This is a genomic window from Variovorax sp. V15 (assembly GCF_041154425.1).
Taxonomy (GTDB): domain Bacteria; phylum Pseudomonadota; class Gammaproteobacteria; order Burkholderiales; family Burkholderiaceae_C; genus Variovorax; species Variovorax guangxiensis.
The window spans coordinates 111,423-130,551 of record NZ_AP028659.1 but is presented as its reverse complement, the minus strand read 5'-3'; the positions used below and the strand labels follow the sequence as shown (position 1 = coordinate 130,551).

Here is a 19,129-nt window from a genome sequence, read left to right as displayed (position 1 = left end):
TCCGGAATTATGACCGCCAGCTTTCAGACGGGTTCCACGGAAACCAGCATCGGTGTGAACCAGTTGCCAGACACCATTTCTCCCAATTCTTCGGCGCCGAAAGACGCCTTCTCTTCGTATTCGAGGTTCGTGCAGCGCCTGCGCCGCAGGTATGCAGCCGAGCTTTCATTACTTCCCCCTGGCGCGCCGCGGCGCGAATCGATGACGGTGGCCTACGAGGCACTGCGCCAGCGCGGGGACGGCGTCGGCGACGCTCTGCGCATTGTGCGGCAGCTCGTGATGGAGCGGCTTGTAACTCTTGATTGCGACGAGCAGGCCCCGCTGGCCGTGGTGACCACCGCCGTCACCGAGCTGGCCGAGCTGGCGCTCGACATCGCGTGCCAGGAGGCCTGCCGCGAACTCGACGCGTCGCACGGCGCCCCGCTGGGCCCCGAAGGCCAGCGCGCGCAGCTGTGGATCGTGGGCATGGGCAAGCTCGGCGCGCGCGAGCTCAACGTGTCGAGCGACATCGACCTGATCTACCTCTACGACGTCGACGGCGAAACCAGGGGCGACGCCGACGGGCGTGGCCGGCTGGCCAACCAGGAGTACTTCGCGCGCGCCGTGAAGCGCATCTACGCGCTGGTGGGCGACACCACCGAGCACGGCTTCGTGTTCCGCGTCGACCTGGCGCTGCGGCCCAACGGCAACTCGGGCCCCAGCGTGGTCTCGCTCGATGCGCTGGAAGAGTATTTCCAGGTGCAGGGACGCGAGTGGGAGCGCTTCGCCTGGATGAAGAGCCGCGTGGTCGCGCCGCGCGACATCGTGCTCGCAGGCCAGGCCCAGGCGCTGCGCGGCGCGGTGCTGCCCTTCGTGTTCCGCCGCTATCTCGACTACAGCGTGTTCGATTCGCTGCGCGTGCTGCACCGGCAGATCCGCGAGCAGTCGGCGCGCCGCAGCGCCGGCCGGCCAGAGCGTGCCAACGACGTGAAGCTCTCGCGCGGCGGCATCCGCGAGATCGAGTTCACGGTGCAGCTGCTGCAGGTGGTGCGCGGCGGCCAGTTTCCGGAGCTGCGCACGCGGCCCACGCTCGACGCGCTGCAGCGCCTTGCGCGCGCCAACCTCATGCCGCAGGAAACGGCCGATTCGCTGGCCGCGGCCTACGAGTTCCTGCGCCGCGTCGAGCACCGCATCCAGTACCTCGACGACCAGCAGACCCACGTGCTGCCAGTGTCCGACGACGACCTGCGCTGGATCGCCCAGAGCATGGGCTACCCCAGCTGCTGCCCCTTCCTCGAGCAACTCGACACGCACCGCGAGTTCGTCGCGCAGGAGTTCGACAAGCTGCTGGGCGGCGAGAAGCCCTGCAACGGCAAGTGCAATGGCAAGAAGGCCGCCGCGCCCGCCGATCTGGCCGACCTGCTCGGCGACCTGCCCCCGGTGTTCGCCGAGCGCATCCGCGACTGGTGCGAGCAGCCCCGCGTGCTGGCCCTGCGCGAGGAAACCCGCGCGCGCCTGCGCCAGCTGGTGCAGCGCACCGGCCAGTGGCTGAAGGAACCCGATGGCGACGGCGCGGGCCAGACCCCGCGCCATGTCGACGCCGCCATGCGCTGGGCCGACTGGATCGAGCCGCTGCTGCGCCGCGAGAGCTACCTGGCGCTACTGGTCGAGCGCCCCGCCGTGCAGGAACGCCTCCTGCGCCTGCTGGGCGCCGCCAAGTGGCCCGCGCGCTACCTGATGCAGCACCCCGGCGTGATCGACGAGCTCGCGAGCGACGAGATGCTCTCGGGCCGCTTCGTCGCGGCCGAGTTCGAGCGCGAACTCGACGCGCGCCACGCATCGCTCACCCGTACCGGCGAAGCCGACGAGGAGCGGCTGCTGAACCTGCTGCGCCACGCACACCACGCCGAGGTGTTCCGCACGCTGGCGCGCGACGTGGACGGCCGCCTCACCGTCGAGCAGGTGGCCGACGACCTCAGCGCGCTGGCCGACGCCACGCTGCGCGTGACCGCCCGCTGGTGCTGGCCGCACGTGCGCAACCGGCATCGCGAGGTGCCGCAGTTCGCGATCATCGGCTACGGCAAGCTGGGCGGAAAGGAGCTGGGCTACGGCAGCGACCTCGACATCGTGTTCGTCTACGACGACGACGACGAGCGCGCCGGCGAGGTCTATGCGGCCTACGTGCGCAAGCTCATCAACTGGCTCACGGTGAAGACGCGCGAGGGCGACCTCTTCGAGATCGACACCGCCCTGCGGCCCAACGGCAACTCCGGCCTGCTGACCACCAGCTTCGAGGCCTACGAAAAGTACCAGCTCGGCCGCGGCAGCAACACCGCGTGGACCTGGGAGCACCAGGCCATGACGCGCGCGCGCTTCGTGCTGGGCAGCGAGGACCACGGCGCCGAGCTGGGCGCGCGATTCGACCAGGTGCGCGAGGCCGTGCTCGTGGCGCCGCGCGACCGCGAGGCGCTGAAGGCCGAGATCATCGCGATGCGCAACAAGCTGCGCGGCGCGCGGCCGGTGAAGGCCGACCGCTTCGACGTGAAGCACAGCCCGGGCGGCATGGTCGATGCCGAGTTCGCGGTGCAGTTCCTGGTGCTGTCGTCCTCGGCCGAGCATCCCGAGCTGATTCCGAACGTGGGCAACATCGCCCTGCTGCTGCGCGCCGAACTGGCCGGGCTGCTGCCCGAGGGCGTGGGCCGCGGCGCTGCGCGCGCCTACCGCGAGCTGCGCCGCGTGCAGCACCGCGCGCGCCTCAACGAGGAGCCCACGCAGGTCACGCCGCCCGCGCTGGCAGCCGAGCGCGACGCCATGCTGGCGCTGTGGAAGGCCGTATTTGGCTGAGGGAACCCGTTCCCCGGCCACCACCGCGCTGGCGGCGTGCGCGGTAGCCGTCGCCGTTCTTCTCGCGGGCTGTGCCAGCGGTCCGCGCAGCGGCGGCGGCGTGGCCAGCGGCCGCGACGGCCCCGGCACCAACATTCCGCCCGACCTCGCCAGCGTGCCCGACGCCGAGCCCCGCGTCGAGCCCATCCGCAGCATGGGCGGCACCAGCAAGCCCTACACGGTGCTGGGCCGCGGCTATGTGCCGATCACCGACGACCGGCCGTTCCGCGAATCGGGGCTGGCCTCGTGGTACGGGCGCAAGTTCCACGCGGCGTCCACGTCCAGCGGCGAGCCCTACGACATGTACGCCATGACGGCCGCGCACAAGACGCTGCCGCTGCCGAGCTACGTTCGGGTGCGCAATCCGGCCAACGGGCGCGAGGTGATCGTGCGCGTCAACGACCGCGGACCCTTCGTGGACGGCCGCATCATCGACCTGAGCTACACGGCCGCGCTCAAGCTCGACCTGCTGCGCGGCGTAGCGCCGGTGGAGATCGAGCGGATCACGAACGACGACATCCGCACGGGCGCATGGCGGCGCGATTCGGGGACTGCGTATGCGGCGGCTCCGGTTCCGGCTGCCGTTCCTGCGCCCGTACGTGTGCCGTCGGCGCGCGTGCCACAACAACCGGTGCAGGTGCCGGCCGAATGGACGGCGCCCGTCGCAGCAGCGAGCAACGATGCATCGCAGGTTTCGACGATGCCGGTGGCGCCGCAGACGCCGATGGCCGCTGCACTGCCGCCCGGGGCAGAGCCCGAATCGGCGCAGTCGCCGCCATCGATTCCGCCCTCTCGGCAGGCCATCGTGGTCAATGACCTGGCGCCGCTGCAGGCGGCGCCGGCGTCACCCTCTCCTGGCGCCGCGCAACCCTCGGCGGCGCTGCCGGGCTTCTGGGTTCAGCTCGGCGCTTTTCGCGAGCGGGATGGTGCACAGAGCCTGCTGACCCAGGCCGCGCGCGGCGTACCTTCGCTGGCGTCGCAGCTGCGCGTGTTCAGCGAAGCCGGAACGCATCGGCTGCAGGCGGGGCCCTTTGCCTCGCGCAACGCGGCGGGCGAAGTCATCGCCCAGTTGCGCGAGAGCCTGCACATCTCGCCGATGGTGGTGGAGCGCCGGTAGCAATCAGAGCAGCGGCTTGACCGCCACCGGCACGCCGCTGGCGACGTTGAGGCGGTTCCAGGTGTTGATCTGCGCGATCGCCACCGACAGCTCGGCAATTTCCAGGTCGCTGAAGTTGGCCTTGAGCGCCGCGAATTCGGCTTCGCGCGCGTCGTAGCGGTCGGCCAGCCGCGTGAGCGACTCGGCCCATGCCAGCGCGGCGCGTTCGCGCTCGTTGAAGAAGCTAACCTCGCGCCAGGTGGCGAGGCTGTTGATGCGCTGCCATTCCTCGCCCTGCTTGCGCAGGTCGCGCACGTGCATGTCGAGGCAGTAGGCGCAGCCGTTGATCTGCGAGACGCGGGCGTAGACGTAGTCGACCAGCACCTTGCCGAGCGTGCTCGACTCGATGGTGGCGTTGACGCCGAAGATGGCCTCGAAGGACTTCGGGACGAGCTTGAACCAGTTCAGGCGTGCGGTGGTGTTCATGGTTTGGTTTCTCCGGTGGGTTGCGATGGAATCGATCTGCTTACCTACCGAAGACGGGCGAGCCGGGCGCCCTGTGACACGCCGCGCGAATTATTTCGAGGAAAAGATCTGAGCGATGCGCGCGAGCTTGTCGGGGTTGCGCTGCGCGCGGATGCGCACGATGCGGTCGTTCTCGATCTCGAAGGTCTGGGCCGATTCGAGCTCGCCGTCGAGAAAGCGCAGCATGCCGGGCTCGCCGTTGATGTCGACGATCTCCATGCGCACCGCCGGGCCCATGCGGCGCCACAGCGAGTAGTAGAGCTGCGCGAGGCGCTGGCTGCCGCGCAGGATCTTGCTGAAGGTCTGCACCTTGCCGCCGCCGTCGCCGATGAGTTCGACGTCCTCGGACATCAGCGCCTTCAGCTCATGCAGGCTGCCGCGCGCGGCAGCGTCGGCGAAGGCGCGCAGCAGGCGCTCGTGGGTCTCGCGCGGCACGGTGAAGCGCGGGCGCCCTTCCTGCACCTGGAGCTTGGCGCGGTGCACGATCTGGCGGCAGGCGGCCTCGGTCTTGCCGAGGGTGAGGGCGATCTCGCCGTAGTCGGCGTCGAACACCTCGCGCAGCAGGAAGGCGGCGCGTGCCTCGGGCGCAAGGCGCTCCAGCATGGCGAGAAAGGCGACGGAAATGTTGTCGGCGCGCTCGAGCAGCTGTTCGGGCGTGGCGGGCGAATCAGGCTGACCGGTCAGCGTGGGCTCGGGCATCCAGGCGCCGATGTAGTGCTCGCGCTGGATCTTGGCGGCGCGCAGCCGGTCGATCGACAGGCGCGTGACGACGGTCACGAGCCAGGCTTCGGCGCTGTCGAGGGTGTCCCTGGCGGCTTCATGCCAGCGCAGCCAGGCGTCCTGCACGACCTCTTCCGCCTCGGCCATGGAGCCGAGCATGCGGTAGGCGATGCCCTGCAGGCGCGGGCGGTGGCGGTCGAAGGTGAGGGTTGCGTCGTCCATGCGGGAAAGACGGCCAGCGTCCCCGGTTTGTGACATGGATTCTGCAAAAAAACGCCCCGGCATGCGGGGCGTTTTCTGGTCTAGGTGCCTGGGCTTATGCGCCCTGGTATTCGGGCTTGGGGCCGAGGGTGGCCGCCAGTTCCTTGCGGTAGCGGTTCAGCTCCTGGACAGTCTTGAAGCTGCGGTTCATCAGCAGGCTCAGGTTGTGCAGGATGCGCTCGCCGACCTTGGTTTCCCAGACGGCGTCGAACTTGATCTGCTTGTCGAGCCAGTGCTCGAGCCAGTCGGGGTCGGGCATGCGGCTCTGCACGGTGTCGCGCGGGAAGTGCGCCTTGCTCACGTGCAGGTTGGTCGGGTGCAGGGCCTGGGCCGTGCGGCGGGCGCTGGCCATCAGGACGCCGACCTTGGTGAAGGCGGCACGGGCCTCGTCGCCGAACTTCTCCATGGCGCGCTTCATGTAGCGCAGGTAGGCGCCGCCGTGGCGGGCTTCGTCCTGGCTCAGCGTGGTGTAGATGTGCTTGATGACCGGCTCGGTGTGCCACTGGGCGGCACGGCGGTACCAGTGGTTGAGGCGGATTTCGCCGCAGAAGTGCAGCATGAGGGTTTCCAGCGGCGGGGCCGGGTCGAAGTCGAAGCGCACCTCGTGCAGCTCTTCCTCGGTGGGCGCGTGCTTGGGGCTGAAGCGCTTCAGGTACTCCATGAGCACCAGCGAGTGCTTCTGCTCCTCGAAGAACCAGATCGACATGAAAGCGGAAAAGTCGCTATCGTGGCGGTTGTCGCGCAGGAACATCTCGGTGGCCGGCAGTGCCGCCCACTCGGTGATGGCATTCATCTTGATGGTCTGCGCCTGCTCTTCCGACAGCAAGGAGGCGTCGAACGACTGCCAGGGAATGTCCTTGTCCATGTCCCAGCGGACGGATTCGAGTTGTCTGAAGAGTTCCGGATAGAGCATCTATATCTTTCTAAGGCCGTCGATTTTAATCGGCCCGTTTGGCGCGCCCATGACAGAAGCGCGATGATGCGGATACGCGCGCCGTCGCGGCACGGATGCGCACATCCCTTTTTGATTCAGGAGCCCGCCATGCGAACCCCCTTCCGATTGTCGATGCTGTGGCGTTGCGCCCCTGCGGTTTCCCTCGTGGCGAGCCTCGTTTCGACCGTTCCGGCCCACGCCCAGACGGCAGCCGCCGCGCCCGCTCCGGCAGAGGCCGCGGGATGCCCGGCGATCCTGCAACACACCTTCCCGCGGCTGCAGGATGAAAAACCCCAGTCCCTGTGCCAGTACTCCGGCAAGGTGGTCCTGGTGGTCAATACGGCCAGCTTCTGCGGCTTCACGCCGCAGTACAAGGGCCTGGAGTCGCTGGACATGAAGTACCGCTCGCGCGGCCTGGTGGTGCTGGGCTTCCCGTCGAACGATTTCGCCCAGGAATCGGGCTCCAACAAGGAAATCGCCGATTTCTGCGAAAGCACCTTCGGCGTGAAATTCCCGATGTTCGCCAAGTCCTCGGTGCGCGGCACCGACGCGAATCCGCTGTTCAAGCAGCTCGCGCAGGCCTCGGGCACCACGCCGAAGTGGAATTTCTACAAGTACCTGATCGGGCGCGACGGCAAGGTCGTGCAGGCTTGGTCGAGCATGACGGCGCCGGACGAGAACGGGTTCGTGAGCGTCATCGAGAAGCAACTCGGGCCGAACTGATCGCCAGCAGTTTTTACCGACCGGTCGATTTTTGCACCACCCCCCAGCCGGCCATCGGGAACAAACGTTTACAAACCAGACGGGAACCGTGCCGCCGATGCCGCGCTCCTAAATCGCGTGGGCAGTGACTGACTACTGACTTTCTGCCCCGCGGTTTTCATGTTGCGAGGTCTTCCGGGCGCTTGCCGTCTGGTCGAAATCCCGAGGCGATTCTTCTCCTCCTCCCTCCCTCCCTCCTTCGCGTCGGGGCGCCTCGCAGCATTTTTGTATTCGGGCCGGGCCAGGGTGGCGCGACAGCGCGAACCCGGTCCGCGCCACCCTCTCTGCTCGTTCCCCTCTGAATCCGGTTCACGCCATTGCGCGCAATCGGGTCATGGCCGAAAACGACGATCCCGACCCGCTGGCAGGACGAGCCCGAGGCGAAGCTCCCTGCTGGGACGTCCTGCGCCGACGCCGGGTTGATACACGCTGCGCGATCGCTGAAAGACAAAAAAGGCGCCTCGCGGCGCCTTTCGTAGGGCCCTGCGAGCTCAGGGCTTGGTGTCGATGAAGCTGGGCCGCAGCATCAGCTTGTCGAAAAGCTTCGCGAGGTTGCCGTAGTCCTTGCGCCAGTCGATCTCGGGGAAGCGCAGGTCCAGCCAGCCCAGCGTGCAGCCCACCGCGATGTCCGACAGGCTCAGGTGGATGCCGCTGCAGAAGGGCTTGTCGCCCAGGCCCTTGGCCATGGCGGCGATGCCGTCCTCGACCTTGGCGCGCTGGCGCTCGATCCAGGCGGCGCTGCGCTCGCCGTCACTGCGGCCGGCCCAGGTGGCTTCCAGGCGCCAGAGCACGCCAGCGTCCATGACGCCGTCGGCCAGCGCCTCCCAGGTCTTGACCTCTGCGCGCTCGCGGCCCTGCTGCGGAATCAGCTTGCCGACCGGCGACAGCGTGTCCAGGTATTCGACGATCACGCGGGAGTCGAACATCGCCTCTCCGCCTTCCATGATCAGGCAGGGGACCTTGCCCAGGGGGTTGGAGTTGGAGATGGTGGTGTCGGCAGCCCAGACGTCTTCGATCACGAACTGGTAATCGAGCCGCTTCTCGGCCAGCACCACGCGCACCTTGCGCACGTAGGGGCTGGCGGCGGATCCGATCAGTTTCATGAAGGCTCTCTCCCTATGTATTGATGACGTTTGTTAATAGTCATTTTAGGTGAACGGGAAAACCAGAGCCCGAATCGACCCCAAAGCGTCGCGCCGGCCCCACCGGGCGGCGGCCGCCTAAAATTGAGGCATGAGCTTTTCCACCGTTTCCGCCCTTTCCCCCCTTGACGGTCGCTACGCGGCCAAACTCGCGGCGCTGCGTCCGCTGATGAGCGAGCAGGGCTATATGCACCGGCGCGTGCAAGTCGAGGTGGCGTGGTTCATTGCGCTGTCCGACTGCGGTTTCGCCGAATTCAAGCCGCTGACCGGCGGCGCGCGCAAGTACCTGATGGGCCTGGTGTCCCATTTCTCCGAGGCCGACGCGCTGGCCATCAAGGAAATCGAGAAGACCACCAACCACGACGTGAAGGCGGTCGAGTACTGGATCAAGTCGAAGTTCGAGGCCCGTCCCGAGCTGCTCGCGGCCGCCGAGTTCGTGCACTTCGCCTGCACCAGCGAGGACATCAATAACACCAGCCACGCCCTGCAGATCCAGGCCGCGCGCGACAAGGTGGTGCTGCCGGCCATCGACGGCCTGATCGCCAAGCTGCGCGAGATGGCGCACCAGTTCGCCGGCGTGTCGATGCTCTCGCGCACGCACGGCCAGACCGCCAGCCCCACCACCGTGGGCAAGGAAATCGCCAACGTGACGGTGCGCCTGTCGAAGGCCCGCGAGCAGATCGCCGCGGTGAAGCTGCTGGGCAAGATGAACGGCGCGGTCGGCAACTACAACGCCCACCTGGCCGCCTGGCCCGACTTCGACTGGGAAGCCTTCAGCCGCAAGGTCGTGGAAACGCCCGCGCCGCTGGGCCTGGGCCTGAGCTTCCAGCCCTACAGCATCCAGATCGAGCCGCACGACTACATGGCCGAGCTGTTCGACGCGGTGGCCCGCGCCAACACGATCCTGATCGACTTCTCGCGCGACATCTGGGGCTACGTGAGCCTTGGCTACTTCAAGCAGCGCCTGAAGAAGGGCGAGATCGGCTCCTCGACGATGCCGCACAAGGTCAACCCGATCGACTTCGAGAACGCCGAGGGCAACCTGGGCCTGGCCAACGCGGTGCTGCGCCACCTGAGCGAGAAGCTGCCGATCAGCCGCTGGCAGCGCGACCTGACCGACAGCACGGTGCTGCGCAACATCGGCGTGGGCTTCGGGTACGCCACGCTGGCCTATGCGAGCCTGGCCACCGGCCTTGGCAAGCTCGAGCTGAACGATGAAGCGCTGGCCGCCGACCTCGACGCCTCGTGGGAAGTGCTGGCCGAGCCGATCCAGACGGTGATGCGCCGCTTCGGCGTGCAGGGCGCCTACGAGCAGCTCAAGGAAGTGACGCGCGGCAAGACCGTGACCGCCGAGGCGCTGCACGGGCTGATCCGCTCGCTGGACATCCCGGAAGCCGAAAAGGCCCGCCTGCTGGCGATGACTCCCGCCAGCTACGTGGGCAAGGCGGCGGAACTCGCCAGTAGAATTTAAGCGTCCTGTATCGATGCAACAGCCGCCTGAAGGCGGCTGTTTTGCGTCGGTGGTTATCCTTTTCCAGCCAACGCCCCGCCGGGCGCCAGCCAGCAACTTCTGCGAGGGGCCCGCCGCCCCTCTGTTGGTCATGCGCGCCCCTCTGAGACGCCTCTGGCTCAAGGTCCATCGCTGGATCGGCCTCACGCTCGGTCCGATCCTCGCACTCACCGCACTGCTCGGCGCCATGCTGGTGGTGGGGCTGCCGCTCGACCGCTGGGCACATCCCGATTTCTTCATCGCCCATTCGGCACGTTCGACCCCGGCCGGCGATGCCACCAAGGCCGTGCTGCCGCTGGAGGCCCTGCGCCAGCGCCTCGCGGCCGAGTTCGGAACCGACGCCGACTTCACGCTGCGCCCGCCGCGCAAGCCCACCGACACGCTGCAGGTGCGGGTGCGGGTGCGCGGCAAATGGGAAGGCACGCTCTACCTCGACCCCGCCACCGGCGCCGAGCAGGGACGCCGGGGCACGCACGAGGGCGCCTACAACATCCTCTTCGAGCTGCACAGCAGCCTGCTGCTGGACGACACCGGCAAGGGCGTGCTCGCCTTCGCCGCGCTGGCCTACCTGTTCCTGCTGGTCACGGGCATCGTGCTGTGGTGGCCGGTGCGCTGGCCGCCGTCGCTGCGCATCGTGCTCGACCGCGGGCTGCTGCGCGGATTGTTCGACCTGCACCGCACCGGCGGCGCGGTGCTCGGCCTGCTGATCGCGGTGTCGGTGGCCACGGGCGCGTACATGGCGTGGCGGCCGCTGGGCAACTTCATCTCCAGCGCGATGGGCCAGCAGCCTGTCAAGGCGCCGGTGATCCCCAAGGGTACGGCGGCCGGCCCGCTCCTGCCGCTGGACGAGCTCGTGGCGCGCGCACAGCAGGTCTACCCCGGCCAGCCCATCGGCTTCATACAAGTGCCTGCCAAGGCCGGCCGGCCGATGCGCGTGCGCTTGCGCCTGCCGGACGATCCGCATCCGAACGGCATCGGCTCGGTGTGGCTGAATCCGGTGACCGGCGAGGTGCTCGCCGCGCGCAAGTGGCAGGACCTCGACGCCGGCAACGGCGCGGTGGCGGTGATCTATCCGCTGCACACCGGCGAGCTCGGCGGGCCGCTGCACGAGGCGGTCACTGCCCTGCTCGGCCTCGCGCTCGGCGGCCTGGGCCTGAGCGGCGTCTGGCTCTGGTGGCGCCGACGCGCCATGGCGAGCGCCGCCCGCGGCGACGACACGCTTTCCCGAGGCACGACCGCGCCCTAGCGGCTCCACGCCGCGCACGACCTGCTTCTTCATCACCAGAAAACCCGTAGGAGGGATCTCCCTTGTCGTTCACGCACAAACGCACAGCCATCGCGATGGCGCTGCTTCCCCTGAGCCTGCAGGGCTTCGCCGCCGAGGCCGAGCCAGCAGCAGCAGCAGCCGACGCGGCCAAGTCGCTGGAAACCATCACCGTCACCGGCGACTGGCTGGGCAGCCCCAGCGAAACCAAGGTGCTCGAGCACCCCGGCGCGCGCAGCATCATCGAGCGCAAGCAGATCCAGGAAAGCGGCTCGTCCAACGTGCGCGACGTGCTGCGGCAGATGCCCGGCGTGCAGGTGCAGGAGAGCAACGGCACCGGCGGCAGCGACATCTCGCTGAACGTGGGCGTGCGCGGCCTGACCTCGCGCCTGTCGCCGCGCTCCACCGTGCTGCTGGACGGCGTGCCGCTGGCCTACGCGCCCTACGGCCAGCCGCAGCTGTCGCTGGCGCCGCTGTCGCTGGGCAACCTCGAAGCCGTCGACGTGGTGCGCGGCGCGGGCTCGGTGCGCTACGGCCCACAGAACGTGGGCGGCATCATCAACTTCGTCTCTCGTTCGATCCCGAAGCGGTTCTCGGGCGAGGTGAGCGTCGGCGTCGAAAGCGCCGGCCACGGCGGCGGCACAAAGACCACGCCCAATCTCTTCATCGGCGGCACCAACGAGAACGGACTGGGCCTGGCGCTGCTGTACTCGGGCACGCATGGCGACGGCTTCCGCCAGAGCAACGACCGCACCAGCATCGACGACCTGATGCTCAAGGGTGCCTACCGCATCTCGAAGACCGACGACGTCGCCATCACGCTGCACCACTTCGAGGGCAAGGGCCGCATGCCCGGCGGCCTGACGACCGCACAGTTCGCGGCCAATCCCTTCCAGTCGGACCGCCCCTTCGACGAGTTCACCGGCCGCCGCACCGACGGCTCGGTGAAGTACACGCACAACGACGGCGTGAACAAGTTCGAGATGCTGACCTACTACACGGACTCGTACCGCAGCAGCTTCCTCGAGCAGGAAGGCACCGGCGCGAACAATGGCCGCCGGCGCCTCACCTCCGCGCCGCGCAACTACAAGACCTTCGCGGTCGAGCCGCGCTACTCGCGCCTGATCGATTCGGGCAGCGTGGTGCAGGAAGTCAGCGTCGGCTACCGCTACCTGAAGGAAGAGGCATCGGAAGTCGCGACGCGCAGCGCCTACTACCAGCCGCGCCCGGGCTTCAACGCCTTCGGCCTGGCCAACCCCGCCTACCAGACCAGCAAGGGCGGCACGACCGCGCATGCGTTCTACTTCGACGACCGCATCGACTTCGGCAACTGGACGATCACGCCCGGCGTGCGGCACGAGTCGATCCGCTCGTTCAACGACGTCTACACCATCACGAACGGCCGGGCCACAGGCGCGATCTATCCGAAGATCGATTCGGACGAATGGCTGCCCACGCTGTCGGTGCTCTATCGCATGAGCGACCGCTGGTCGGTGTTCGCGAACGCGGGCGTGTCGTTCGGGCCGCAGCAGTACGCGCAGCTCGCGCAGTCGACCACCGGGCTGCACCCAGAGAAGGCCAAGACCTACGAGATCGGCACGCACTACAAGGGCGAGGCCTGGAGCGGCGAGCTCACGCTGTTCAACATCAACTTCGACAAGGAGCTGCTGCTGGCGCGCTCCATCACCGGCGACGTCGGCCAGTGGACCGACCTGGGCGCGACGCGTCACCGCGGGCTGGAATCGGCGCTGCGCTACGACCTCGGCACGCTGAGCGAATCGCTCAAGGGGCTGTCGGTATCGGGCACGTACACCTACACGCAGGCCATCTCGAAGGCCGGCGCATTCGCCGGGCGCGACCTGCCCTTCTACTCACGCCAGGTGGCGACGCTGGGCGCGCGCTACGAGCGCGGGCCGTGGACCTTCAACGCCGACATCTACGCGCAGTCGAAGCAGCGCTCGCCGGGTTCGCCTGATGACGGCGCAAGGTACGTCACGCTGGAAGACGCCACCGGCCGGCTGGGCGACATTCCCGGCTATGCCACGATGAACCTGCGCGCGGCCTACGACTTCGGGCCGTCGATGAGCAACCTCAAGGTCGCGGTGGGCGTGAAGAACCTCTTCGACCGCCGCTACTTCAACCGCTCGATGGACAACAACGGCGGCAAGTACGTGGGGCAGCCCCGCACGGTCTACCTGCAGGCCTCGGTGGCGTTCTGAGGCTTCGCCCGAGGGGTGCCGGCGGGCGCCGGGCCTAAACTCGCGCACCCATGGCCCTCAAATCCACCATCTTCAAGGCCACCCTCGCGGTGGCCGACATCGACCACGGCTACTACGCCGACCACGCGCTGACCCTGGCGCGCCACCCCAGCGAGACCGACGAGCGAATGATGATCCGGCTCGTCGCGCTCGCGCTCAACGCCCACCAGCTGCAGGACGTGTGCAACGGCGACGGCACGCTGGCCTTCGGCGCCGGCCTGTCGAACGTCGAGGAGCCCGACGTGTGGCTGCGCGACTTCACAGGCGAGGTCAAGCTCTGGATCGAGGTCGGCCAGCCCGAAGACAAGCCCATCATCAAGGCCTGCAACAAGGCCGACGAGGTGATCGTCTACGCCTTCAACCACGCGGCCGAGATCTGGTGGCGCGGCATCGAGAACAAGCTCACGCGGCCGCAGAACCTCAAGGTGTACCGCGTGCCGACCACTGCCTCGCAGGCGCTGGCCGCGCTCGCGCAGCGCAGCATGCAGCTGCAGGCGACGATCCAGGAAAACACGCTGACGCTGGGCGACGGCGTCAACAGCGTCGACATCGAACTGGCGCGCTGGAAGTAAGCGCCGCAGCCAGACTCAGGCGGCCGGCATCATCTGGCCGCACTGCCAGCACTGCTCGAAACCGCCCTCGACCTGCTCGCCGCACACGCAGCGCCAGCTGCGCTGCGGACGGTGCTGCAACTCGTGCAGCAGTCGCTTGGCAAGATCGAACTGGTTCTCGTCGTCGATCCAGATCTCGGGCAGGCACTGGTCGGGCGGCAGCTGGCCCATCACCGCGCCGAGGAATTCGCGCTGCACGGTGGCGGCCACGCCCTCCTCGCGCAAGGCATGCGCCCACACGGTCGCGATCGCGAGATTGGGAGCTTGCGCGAGGCGGCGCATGGTCAGGGGGCCCAGTTCTTCTCGTCGTCGGGATCGAACTCGGGCTCGTCGGCCGACGCAGGCGAAGACGGATCGCGCTCCGCCTCGCGTGCGCGCTCGGCATAGCGGTTGAAGCGCCAGGCCGAGTCTTCCATGGTGATGCGGCGCCATGTGGCGCGCTTCTCGACGGGCGACATGCCGGGCCAGAACTGCACTTCGTCGAAGCTGCGGCCGCAGCCCTTGCACTCGTCGTCGCCCTGGCTGGTGGAGCAGATGGCGATGCAGGGCGTGTCGGGCGTGCTGTCGTACCAGGCCATCCAGGCGGCCCAGGCCTTCTGCGGAAAGCCGACCTCGTCGACCTCGTCCTCGTGGTGGAAGACCATGAGCGCGTAGACCTCGGCCAGCGCCCGCAATTCGGGACCCAGCGTGACTCCGTCGGGCGAGGGAGTCCTGTCGCGCCAGTAGTTGATGGCGGCCTCGATGTCGGTGATGTGTATGGCGGCCATGGAGCGTGAAAAAGCAGCGGACGGCGATCATAGTCCGGCAATGTCCCGAAGCATCAAAGGGACATGATTGCTATGAAAACAAGAGCATCACACCTTGTATTCATGCGCACTTTGAAGCGGTTCTCTTTAAATTTCTGAAAACTTTCGATTGCGCCACCTGGAGCTTGGATGCTCTAATCCGCCGCACGAAGGGGAGTAGCTCCCGAGCGCTGTCGGCCACGACGGCGCGAATCGTCAGGTCGTCAATACGAAGCAAAACACTTCCGGCCTGCCGGGCAACGTACGCGCTCTATTTTTCGCGCGCACGCTGTCGAGCAAGACCTTCGATTTGAACCTGTGCAGGTTTGGTCGAAGCGTTCGCAAGTCCCCGGAATCACCCGGCCTTCATTCCTCGCTTTCGACCCGCCCCGCACGGGATGAATCGAAACGCATAGACATGCGCCTTCCGTCGTCACCCCTGAAGGGAGAGGCAGGGGCGCGAAGACAAAAGAGGAAAGCTATGGAAATGTTCATGACCCCGGAGTTCTGGGTCGCAGTCGGTCAGATCATCATGATCGACATCCTGCTGGGCGGCGATAACGCCGTGGTGATCGCGCTGGCCTGCCGCAAGCTCCCGCCGGCCCAGCGCACGCAAGGCATCCTGTGGGGTACCGCGGGTGCGATCGCGCTGCGCGTGATCCTGATCTTCTTCGCTCTGACCCTCCTGGCCATTCCGTTCCTGAAGCTGGTGGGCGCGATCCTGCTGCTGTGGATCGGCGTCAAGCTGCTGGCTCCCGAACACGACGACGCGCACGGCAACATCGCCGGCAGCGACAAGCTGTGGGGCGCCGTCAAGACCGTGATCGTGGCCGACCTCGTGATGAGCGTCGACAACGTGATCGCCATTGCAGGCGCCGCCCAGGGCGCCGGCGACAGCCACCAGATGCCGCTCGTGATCTTCGGCCTGCTCGTGAGCATCCCGATCATCGTCTGGGGCAGCCAGCTGGTCATCAAGCTGATGGACCGCTTCCCGATGATCATCACTGCCGGCGGCATGCTGCTCGGCTGGATCGCCGGCACGATGGCCGTGTCCGACCCGGCCCTGGCGAACACCGCCGCCTGGACCTGGGTGCCGAAGGTGCCGCAGACCGACGTGATCAAGTACGCAGCCGGCGTCCTCGGTGCGCTGCTGGTGCTGGTGATCGGCAAGTGGGTGGCCGCGCGCCATGCCCGCAACAAGCACGAGGAACCGGCGGTGACGACCGGCTGAGCGCCGGTGGTCATTGCCCCCGACCGCGAACGAACTTCCTGTCCAACCCAGTCTCTGTCACTCTAACTACCTGAAGGAGCACGCCATGGAAAAGATCATTCTTTACGTCGACGACGCCACCTACGCCTGCGAGCAGTTCGCCGAACTGGCGCCGGATGCCAACAGCGTCGTGGCGCGCCATTGGGTGCTCGTGGCCTGCGCTCCGCGCATGACGCATCGCATCAGCAAGTGGGTGAGCCACAGCGCCCGCGAGAACTGGCGCGCCAAGTGGTTCAGCAAGGTGCAGGCGCAGATGACGCCGCTGCTGGAGCGCAACGGCGGGCAGGTGACGGCGGTGCTGGCCAAGGGCCCGCTGGCCGAACTCACGGCGCAGCTCAAGCGCGAGCATTCGGCCGCCCACGTGGTCGATGCGCGTCGTCCGAAGGTCGGCGTCGACCTTGAGCCGGTGACGCCGGACCAGACGCCGCCGCACCAGTCGGGCTGGGCATTTCCCGGCGCGGTGATGGGCATGGGCGCGCTGCTGGTGCTGGCGAACGAGCTGGCCGAGTAAGACCGCAGGAAGCAGCCTCCCAAATCGACGAGCCCCGGCGCGGCAACGCACCGGGGCTCGTTGTCTTTTGCGGGCCCTGGTGGGGTATCCTGCCGCCATGCGCATCATCCTCAAATGGCTGCTCAGCGCCGTGGCGCTGCTGGCGGTCGCCTATCTCTACAGCGGCGTCCAGGTCAACAGCTTCGGCTCCGCGCTGATCGCCGCGGCGGTCATCGGCCTGCTCAACATGATCGTGCGGCCCGTGCTGGTGATACTGACGCTGCCCGTCACCATCGTCACCCTGGGGCTCTTCCTGTTCGTCATCAACGCGCTGCTGTTCTGGGCCGCCTCCGGCCTGCTGGGCGGCTTCCACGTCAACGGCTTCCTGGCCGCGCTGATCGGCTCGCTGCTGTATTCGGTGCTGGGGCTGCTGATCGAGTCCGCGCTGGGCGGACTGCTCTCCAAACGCTGAGCGCCCGGGAGCGCTCGAGTTACTTGAGCGGCGGTTCCGCCGCCTGCTCCTTCACCAGCACCTCCACCGCACGAGCGCGGGTGTCGATGATCGACGCCTCGTAGTGATCGACCACCTTGGACTGGCGGACGATCTCCTGCGCGGCCTTGAAGCGGTCGCGCGCCGCGGGGTAGTCGAGGATCGCCACGTTCGCCTCGGCGTCGGCGCGCACCGCGCGCAGCGTGTCGTTCTGCGCGCCATAGAGGTTGCCGAGCGCGCGCCAGACCGTCGCGTCGCGCGGGTTGGCGGCGACCCAGTCGCGCAGCACGGGAATCATCGGCGCTGGCTGGCGCATCGCCGTAGCGGCCTCCGCCGACAGCAGCATCTCGGGCCGCTCCTTCGACCTGGCGTCCAGCAGCGCCGCCGCCTTGGGCGCCGCACCCGCGGCAAGCTCGATCTCCGCGCCGAGCCAGCGTGCCTGCTTTGCCGCGGCAGGGTCGTCCGCCACGCGCGCGGCAAGGCGCTCGGCCAGGGCGCGCGCGGTCTTGTAGTCGCGCATCTCCTTTGCCGACAGCGCCGCCGCGTACAGCGTGCCCGCCTGCTGCGCCGGCGAGCTCTTCGCGAATTCACCGCTAGAGGCCGAGTCGATCCATAGCCGCAGCACGTCGACGCCGGGGCGGGTGAGCACGCGGGCGCGCGAGGCGATCATCGCGTGGTCCATGGCCAGCGGCTGCGGCGGCACCGTATCCATGTTGAACTGGAAGCGGCCCTGCATGTCGGAGATGCGCTCGGTCGTAAGCGGGTGGCTGCGCAGATAAGGATAGGAGCCGTTGTCGTTGAGGCGCGAGGCGTACTGCAGCTTCTCGAACATCGTGGCGGCGCCCTGCGGCGCGAAGCCGGCCTGCGTCATCACGCCGAAGCCGATGCGGTCGGCCTCGCGCTCCATGTCGCGCGAGAAGTTCAGCTGGTTCTGCGCGAACATCGCCTGGCTGCCCATGATCATGGCCTGCCCGGCATCGCCGTTGCGGCTCTTGCCGGCGGCGATCATCCCGAGGATCAGGCCGGCGATCATCAGCGGCATCTGCCGGCCCTGCTTCGTCATGATCCGCGAGATGTGGCGCTGCGTGACGTGCGAGAGCTCGTGCCCCAGCACCGTGGCCAGCTCGTCGCGGCTGCCGACCACCGCCACCAGCCCGAGGTTGAGCCCGAGGTAGCCGCCCGGCAGCGCGAAGGCATTGATGTTGCGGTCGCGGCCCAGCAGGATCGTCCAGGCGAAGCGCTCGTCGAGCTCCGGCGTGAGTTCGCCGCGCGCGCGGGCGGCGACCAGCAGGCGCTGCCAGATGTCCTGCACGTAGGCGGCGATCACCGGGTCGTCGATGTAGTCGGTGTCGCGGTAGAGCTCGCGGGCGATCTGGTCGCCCAGATGGCGCTCGGCGCTGGCGGTCATCTCGCCGCCGTCGCCCATGCCGGGGAGCACCTGCTGGATCTGCGCCAGCGCGGGCACCGGCAGCAGCACTTGGGAAGCTATCAAAACGCTAGCACACAAGGCTTGCAGGGTGGGCCTCGGCAGGCTTCTGGAGTGGGGTTGGGGAGTCAAGCGCGGCATTCCTCGTCTGTGGCTCGGGCTCGTATGATGCACCTCCAACCTGATCGTTCACCCATGAGCACCCTCACCCATTTCGACGCCCAAGGCCAGGCCCACATGGTCGACGTCGCCGCCAAGCCCGCAACCCACCGCGTGGCCGTCGCCACGGGCCGCATCGAGATGCAGGCGGCGACGCTCGCGCTGATCGAGTCCGGCACGGCGAAGAAGGGCGACGTTCTGGGCATCGCGCGCATCGCGGGCATCCAGGCGGCGAAAAAGACCAGCGACCTGATTCCGCTGTGCCACCCGCTGGCGCTGACCCGCGTGGCCGTGGCCTTCGCGCTGGCCGACGCGGGAAGCGCGCCCCAGGTGGTCTGCACGGCGACCGTCGAGACCGTGGGGCCGACGGGCGTGGAGATGGAGGCGCTGACGGCCGTGCAGGTGGCGCTCCTGACGATCTACGACATGTGCAAGGCGGTGGACCGCGGCATGCGGATCACCGACGTGCATGTGCTGGAGAAGCACGGGGGGAAGTCGGGGAGCTGGGTGGCGGGAGCCTCCGAGTAGCTCGACGAAGCCTCCCCCGAAGCATTCCGTGCCGCG

18 protein-coding genes are annotated in these 19,129 nt (G+C 67.8%); 11 read left to right on the top strand and 7 right to left on the bottom strand.

The window, feature by feature from the left end:
* Nucleotides 1-9: 9 nt before the first annotated feature.
* On the top strand, nt 10-2,823 hold the full coding sequence (glnE, locus tag ACAM57_RS00635; protein WP_369660373.1) for a bifunctional [glutamate--ammonia ligase]-adenylyl-L-tyrosine phosphorylase/[glutamate--ammonia-ligase] adenylyltransferase: 2,814 nt from the start codon (nt 10-12) through the stop codon (nt 2,821-2,823).
* Nucleotides 2,816-3,979, top strand: a complete 1,164-nt coding sequence (locus ACAM57_RS00630) for a septal ring lytic transglycosylase RlpA family protein (protein ID WP_369660372.1) — start codon at nt 2,816-2,818, stop codon at nt 3,977-3,979. The genes glnE and ACAM57_RS00630 overlap by 8 nt, the downstream gene beginning before the upstream one ends.
* Before the next feature lie 3 nt (nt 3,980-3,982).
* On the opposite strand, the gene ACAM57_RS00625 is transcribed toward ACAM57_RS00630, so the two are convergent.
* From ACAM57_RS00625 to ACAM57_RS00615, 3 genes are all read right to left on the bottom strand, one after another.
* Entirely contained in the window at nt 3,983-4,444 is a 462-nt protein-coding gene (locus ACAM57_RS00625; protein ID WP_369660371.1) for a carboxymuconolactone decarboxylase family protein, read from the bottom strand.
* Between the two features lie 90 nt (nt 4,445-4,534).
* The gene (locus ACAM57_RS00620; protein ID WP_184639367.1) at nt 4,535-5,425 is read right to left on the bottom strand and encodes an RNA polymerase sigma-70 factor; all 891 of its coding nucleotides are present in this window, start codon (nt 5,423-5,425) and stop codon (nt 4,535-4,537) included.
* 94 nt (nt 5,426-5,519) lie between these two features.
* Nucleotides 5,520-6,377 carry a ferritin gene (locus tag ACAM57_RS00615; protein ID WP_093195975.1) on the bottom strand — a complete coding sequence of 286 codons (858 nt, stop codon included), beginning with the start codon at nt 6,375-6,377 and terminating at the stop codon, nt 5,520-5,522.
* 129 nt (nt 6,378-6,506) lie between these two features.
* Here ACAM57_RS00615 and ACAM57_RS00610 point away from each other — a divergent pair, with 129 nt between their 5' ends.
* A complete protein-coding gene (locus ACAM57_RS00610; protein ID WP_184639364.1) occupies nt 6,507-7,121 on the top strand; it encodes a glutathione peroxidase in 615 nt (204 codons plus the stop codon).
* A gap of 530 nt (nt 7,122-7,651) precedes the next feature.
* On the opposite strand, the gene ACAM57_RS00605 is transcribed toward ACAM57_RS00610, so the two are convergent.
* Nucleotides 7,652-8,263, bottom strand: a complete 612-nt coding sequence (locus ACAM57_RS00605) for a glutathione S-transferase N-terminal domain-containing protein (protein WP_126021063.1) — start codon at nt 8,261-8,263, stop codon at nt 7,652-7,654.
* Between the two features lie 130 nt (nt 8,264-8,393).
* Between ACAM57_RS00605 and purB the strand changes: the two genes are divergently transcribed.
* From purB to ACAM57_RS00585, 4 genes are all read left to right on the top strand, one after another.
* Complete coding sequence (gene purB / locus ACAM57_RS00600) at nt 8,394-9,773, top strand: adenylosuccinate lyase (RefSeq protein WP_126021062.1); 1,380 nt, start codon at nt 8,394-8,396, stop codon at nt 9,771-9,773.
* 130 nt (nt 9,774-9,903) lie between these two features.
* A complete protein-coding gene (locus ACAM57_RS00595) occupies nt 9,904-11,058 on the top strand; it encodes a PepSY-associated TM helix domain-containing protein (protein ID WP_369660370.1) in 1,155 nt (384 codons plus the stop codon).
* 95 nt (nt 11,059-11,153) lie between these two features.
* On the top strand, nt 11,154-13,295 hold the full coding sequence (locus ACAM57_RS00590) for a TonB-dependent receptor family protein (RefSeq protein WP_369660369.1): 2,142 nt from the start codon (nt 11,154-11,156) through the stop codon (nt 13,293-13,295).
* 50 nt (nt 13,296-13,345) lie between these two features.
* Nucleotides 13,346-13,906 (top strand): YaeQ family protein, encoded by a 561-nt coding sequence (locus ACAM57_RS00585; RefSeq protein WP_369660368.1) that lies wholly within the window; start codon nt 13,346-13,348, stop codon nt 13,904-13,906.
* A 15-nt stretch (nt 13,907-13,921) separates the two neighbouring features.
* Here ACAM57_RS00585 and ACAM57_RS00580 read toward each other — a convergent pair whose 3' ends face one another.
* Both ACAM57_RS00580 and ACAM57_RS00575 read right to left on the bottom strand, forming a co-directional pair.
* Nucleotides 13,922-14,227 carry a DUF2007 domain-containing protein gene (locus ACAM57_RS00580; protein ID WP_369660367.1) on the bottom strand — a complete coding sequence of 102 codons (306 nt, stop codon included), beginning with the start codon at nt 14,225-14,227 and terminating at the stop codon, nt 13,922-13,924.
* A gap of 2 nt (nt 14,228-14,229) precedes the next feature.
* Entirely contained in the window at nt 14,230-14,712 is a 483-nt protein-coding gene (locus ACAM57_RS00575; RefSeq protein WP_369660366.1) for a DUF3717 domain-containing protein, read from the bottom strand.
* Nucleotides 14,713-15,211: 499 nt separating this feature from the next.
* On the opposite strand from ACAM57_RS00575, the gene ACAM57_RS00570 reads away from it, so the two are divergent.
* The 3 genes from ACAM57_RS00570 to ACAM57_RS00560 all read left to right on the top strand — a co-directional run bounded on the left by ACAM57_RS00570 (nt 15,212) and on the right by ACAM57_RS00560 (nt 16,962).
* Nucleotides 15,212-15,961: a TerC family protein gene (locus ACAM57_RS00570; protein WP_126021057.1), complete on the top strand. Its 750-nt coding sequence runs from the start codon at nt 15,212-15,214 to the stop codon at nt 15,959-15,961.
* Between the two features lie 85 nt (nt 15,962-16,046).
* Nucleotides 16,047-16,511 (top strand): hypothetical protein, encoded by a 465-nt coding sequence (locus ACAM57_RS00565; RefSeq protein ID WP_369660365.1) that lies wholly within the window; start codon nt 16,047-16,049, stop codon nt 16,509-16,511.
* A gap of 97 nt (nt 16,512-16,608) precedes the next feature.
* Entirely contained in the window at nt 16,609-16,962 is a 354-nt protein-coding gene (locus ACAM57_RS00560; protein WP_126021055.1) for a phage holin family protein, read from the top strand.
* Between the two features lie 19 nt (nt 16,963-16,981).
* Here ACAM57_RS00560 and ACAM57_RS00555 read toward each other — a convergent pair whose 3' ends face one another.
* Nucleotides 16,982-18,547 (bottom strand): M48 family metalloprotease, encoded by a 1,566-nt coding sequence (locus ACAM57_RS00555; RefSeq protein ID WP_369660364.1) that lies wholly within the window; start codon nt 18,545-18,547, stop codon nt 16,982-16,984.
* A 54-nt stretch (nt 18,548-18,601) separates the two neighbouring features.
* Between ACAM57_RS00555 and moaC the strand changes: the two genes are divergently transcribed.
* A complete protein-coding gene (gene moaC / locus ACAM57_RS00550) occupies nt 18,602-19,093 on the top strand; it encodes a cyclic pyranopterin monophosphate synthase MoaC (protein ID WP_126021053.1) in 492 nt (163 codons plus the stop codon).
* Nucleotides 19,094-19,129: the final 36 nt, after the last annotated feature.

What these genes read in the sequence shown, in the direction of transcription:
- ACAM57_RS00585 (WP_369660368.1), top strand. Translation starts at nt 13,346, where the DNA reads ATGGCCCTCAAATCCACCATCTTCAAGGCCACCCTCGCGGTGGCCGAC.
- ACAM57_RS00610 (WP_184639364.1), top strand. Translation starts at nt 6,507, where the DNA reads ATGCGAACCCCCTTCCGATTGTCGATGCTGTGGCGTTGCGCCCCTGCG.
- ACAM57_RS00595 (WP_369660370.1), top strand. Translation starts at nt 9,904, where the DNA reads ATGCGCGCCCCTCTGAGACGCCTCTGGCTCAAGGTCCATCGCTGGATC.
- ACAM57_RS00575 (WP_369660366.1), bottom strand. Translation starts at nt 14,712, where the DNA reads ATGGCCGCCATACACATCACCGACATCGAGGCCGCCATCAACTACTGG.
- ACAM57_RS00570 (WP_126021057.1), top strand. Translation starts at nt 15,212, where the DNA reads ATGGAAATGTTCATGACCCCGGAGTTCTGGGTCGCAGTCGGTCAGATC.
- ACAM57_RS00625 (WP_369660371.1), bottom strand. Translation starts at nt 4,444, where the DNA reads ATGAACACCACCGCACGCCTGAACTGGTTCAAGCTCGTCCCGAAGTCC.
- ACAM57_RS00590 (WP_369660369.1), top strand. Translation starts at nt 11,154, where the DNA reads ATGGCGCTGCTTCCCCTGAGCCTGCAGGGCTTCGCCGCCGAGGCCGAG.
- glnE (WP_369660373.1), top strand. Translation starts at nt 10, where the DNA reads ATGACCGCCAGCTTTCAGACGGGTTCCACGGAAACCAGCATCGGTGTG.
- ACAM57_RS00580 (WP_369660367.1), bottom strand. Translation starts at nt 14,227, where the DNA reads ATGCGCCGCCTCGCGCAAGCTCCCAATCTCGCGATCGCGACCGTGTGG.
- ACAM57_RS00560 (WP_126021055.1), top strand. Translation starts at nt 16,609, where the DNA reads ATGCGCATCATCCTCAAATGGCTGCTCAGCGCCGTGGCGCTGCTGGCG.
- ACAM57_RS00565 (WP_369660365.1), top strand. Translation starts at nt 16,047, where the DNA reads ATGGAAAAGATCATTCTTTACGTCGACGACGCCACCTACGCCTGCGAG.
- ACAM57_RS00605 (WP_126021063.1), bottom strand. Translation starts at nt 8,263, where the DNA reads ATGAAACTGATCGGATCCGCCGCCAGCCCCTACGTGCGCAAGGTGCGC.
- ACAM57_RS00620 (WP_184639367.1), bottom strand. Translation starts at nt 5,425, where the DNA reads ATGGACGACGCAACCCTCACCTTCGACCGCCACCGCCCGCGCCTGCAG.
- ACAM57_RS00555 (WP_369660364.1), bottom strand. Translation starts at nt 18,547, where the DNA reads ATGCCGCGCTTGACTCCCCAACCCCACTCCAGAAGCCTGCCGAGGCCC.
- moaC (WP_126021053.1), top strand. Translation starts at nt 18,602, where the DNA reads ATGAGCACCCTCACCCATTTCGACGCCCAAGGCCAGGCCCACATGGTC.
- purB (WP_126021062.1), top strand. Translation starts at nt 8,394, where the DNA reads ATGAGCTTTTCCACCGTTTCCGCCCTTTCCCCCCTTGACGGTCGCTAC.
- ACAM57_RS00615 (WP_093195975.1), bottom strand. Translation starts at nt 6,377, where the DNA reads ATGCTCTATCCGGAACTCTTCAGACAACTCGAATCCGTCCGCTGGGAC.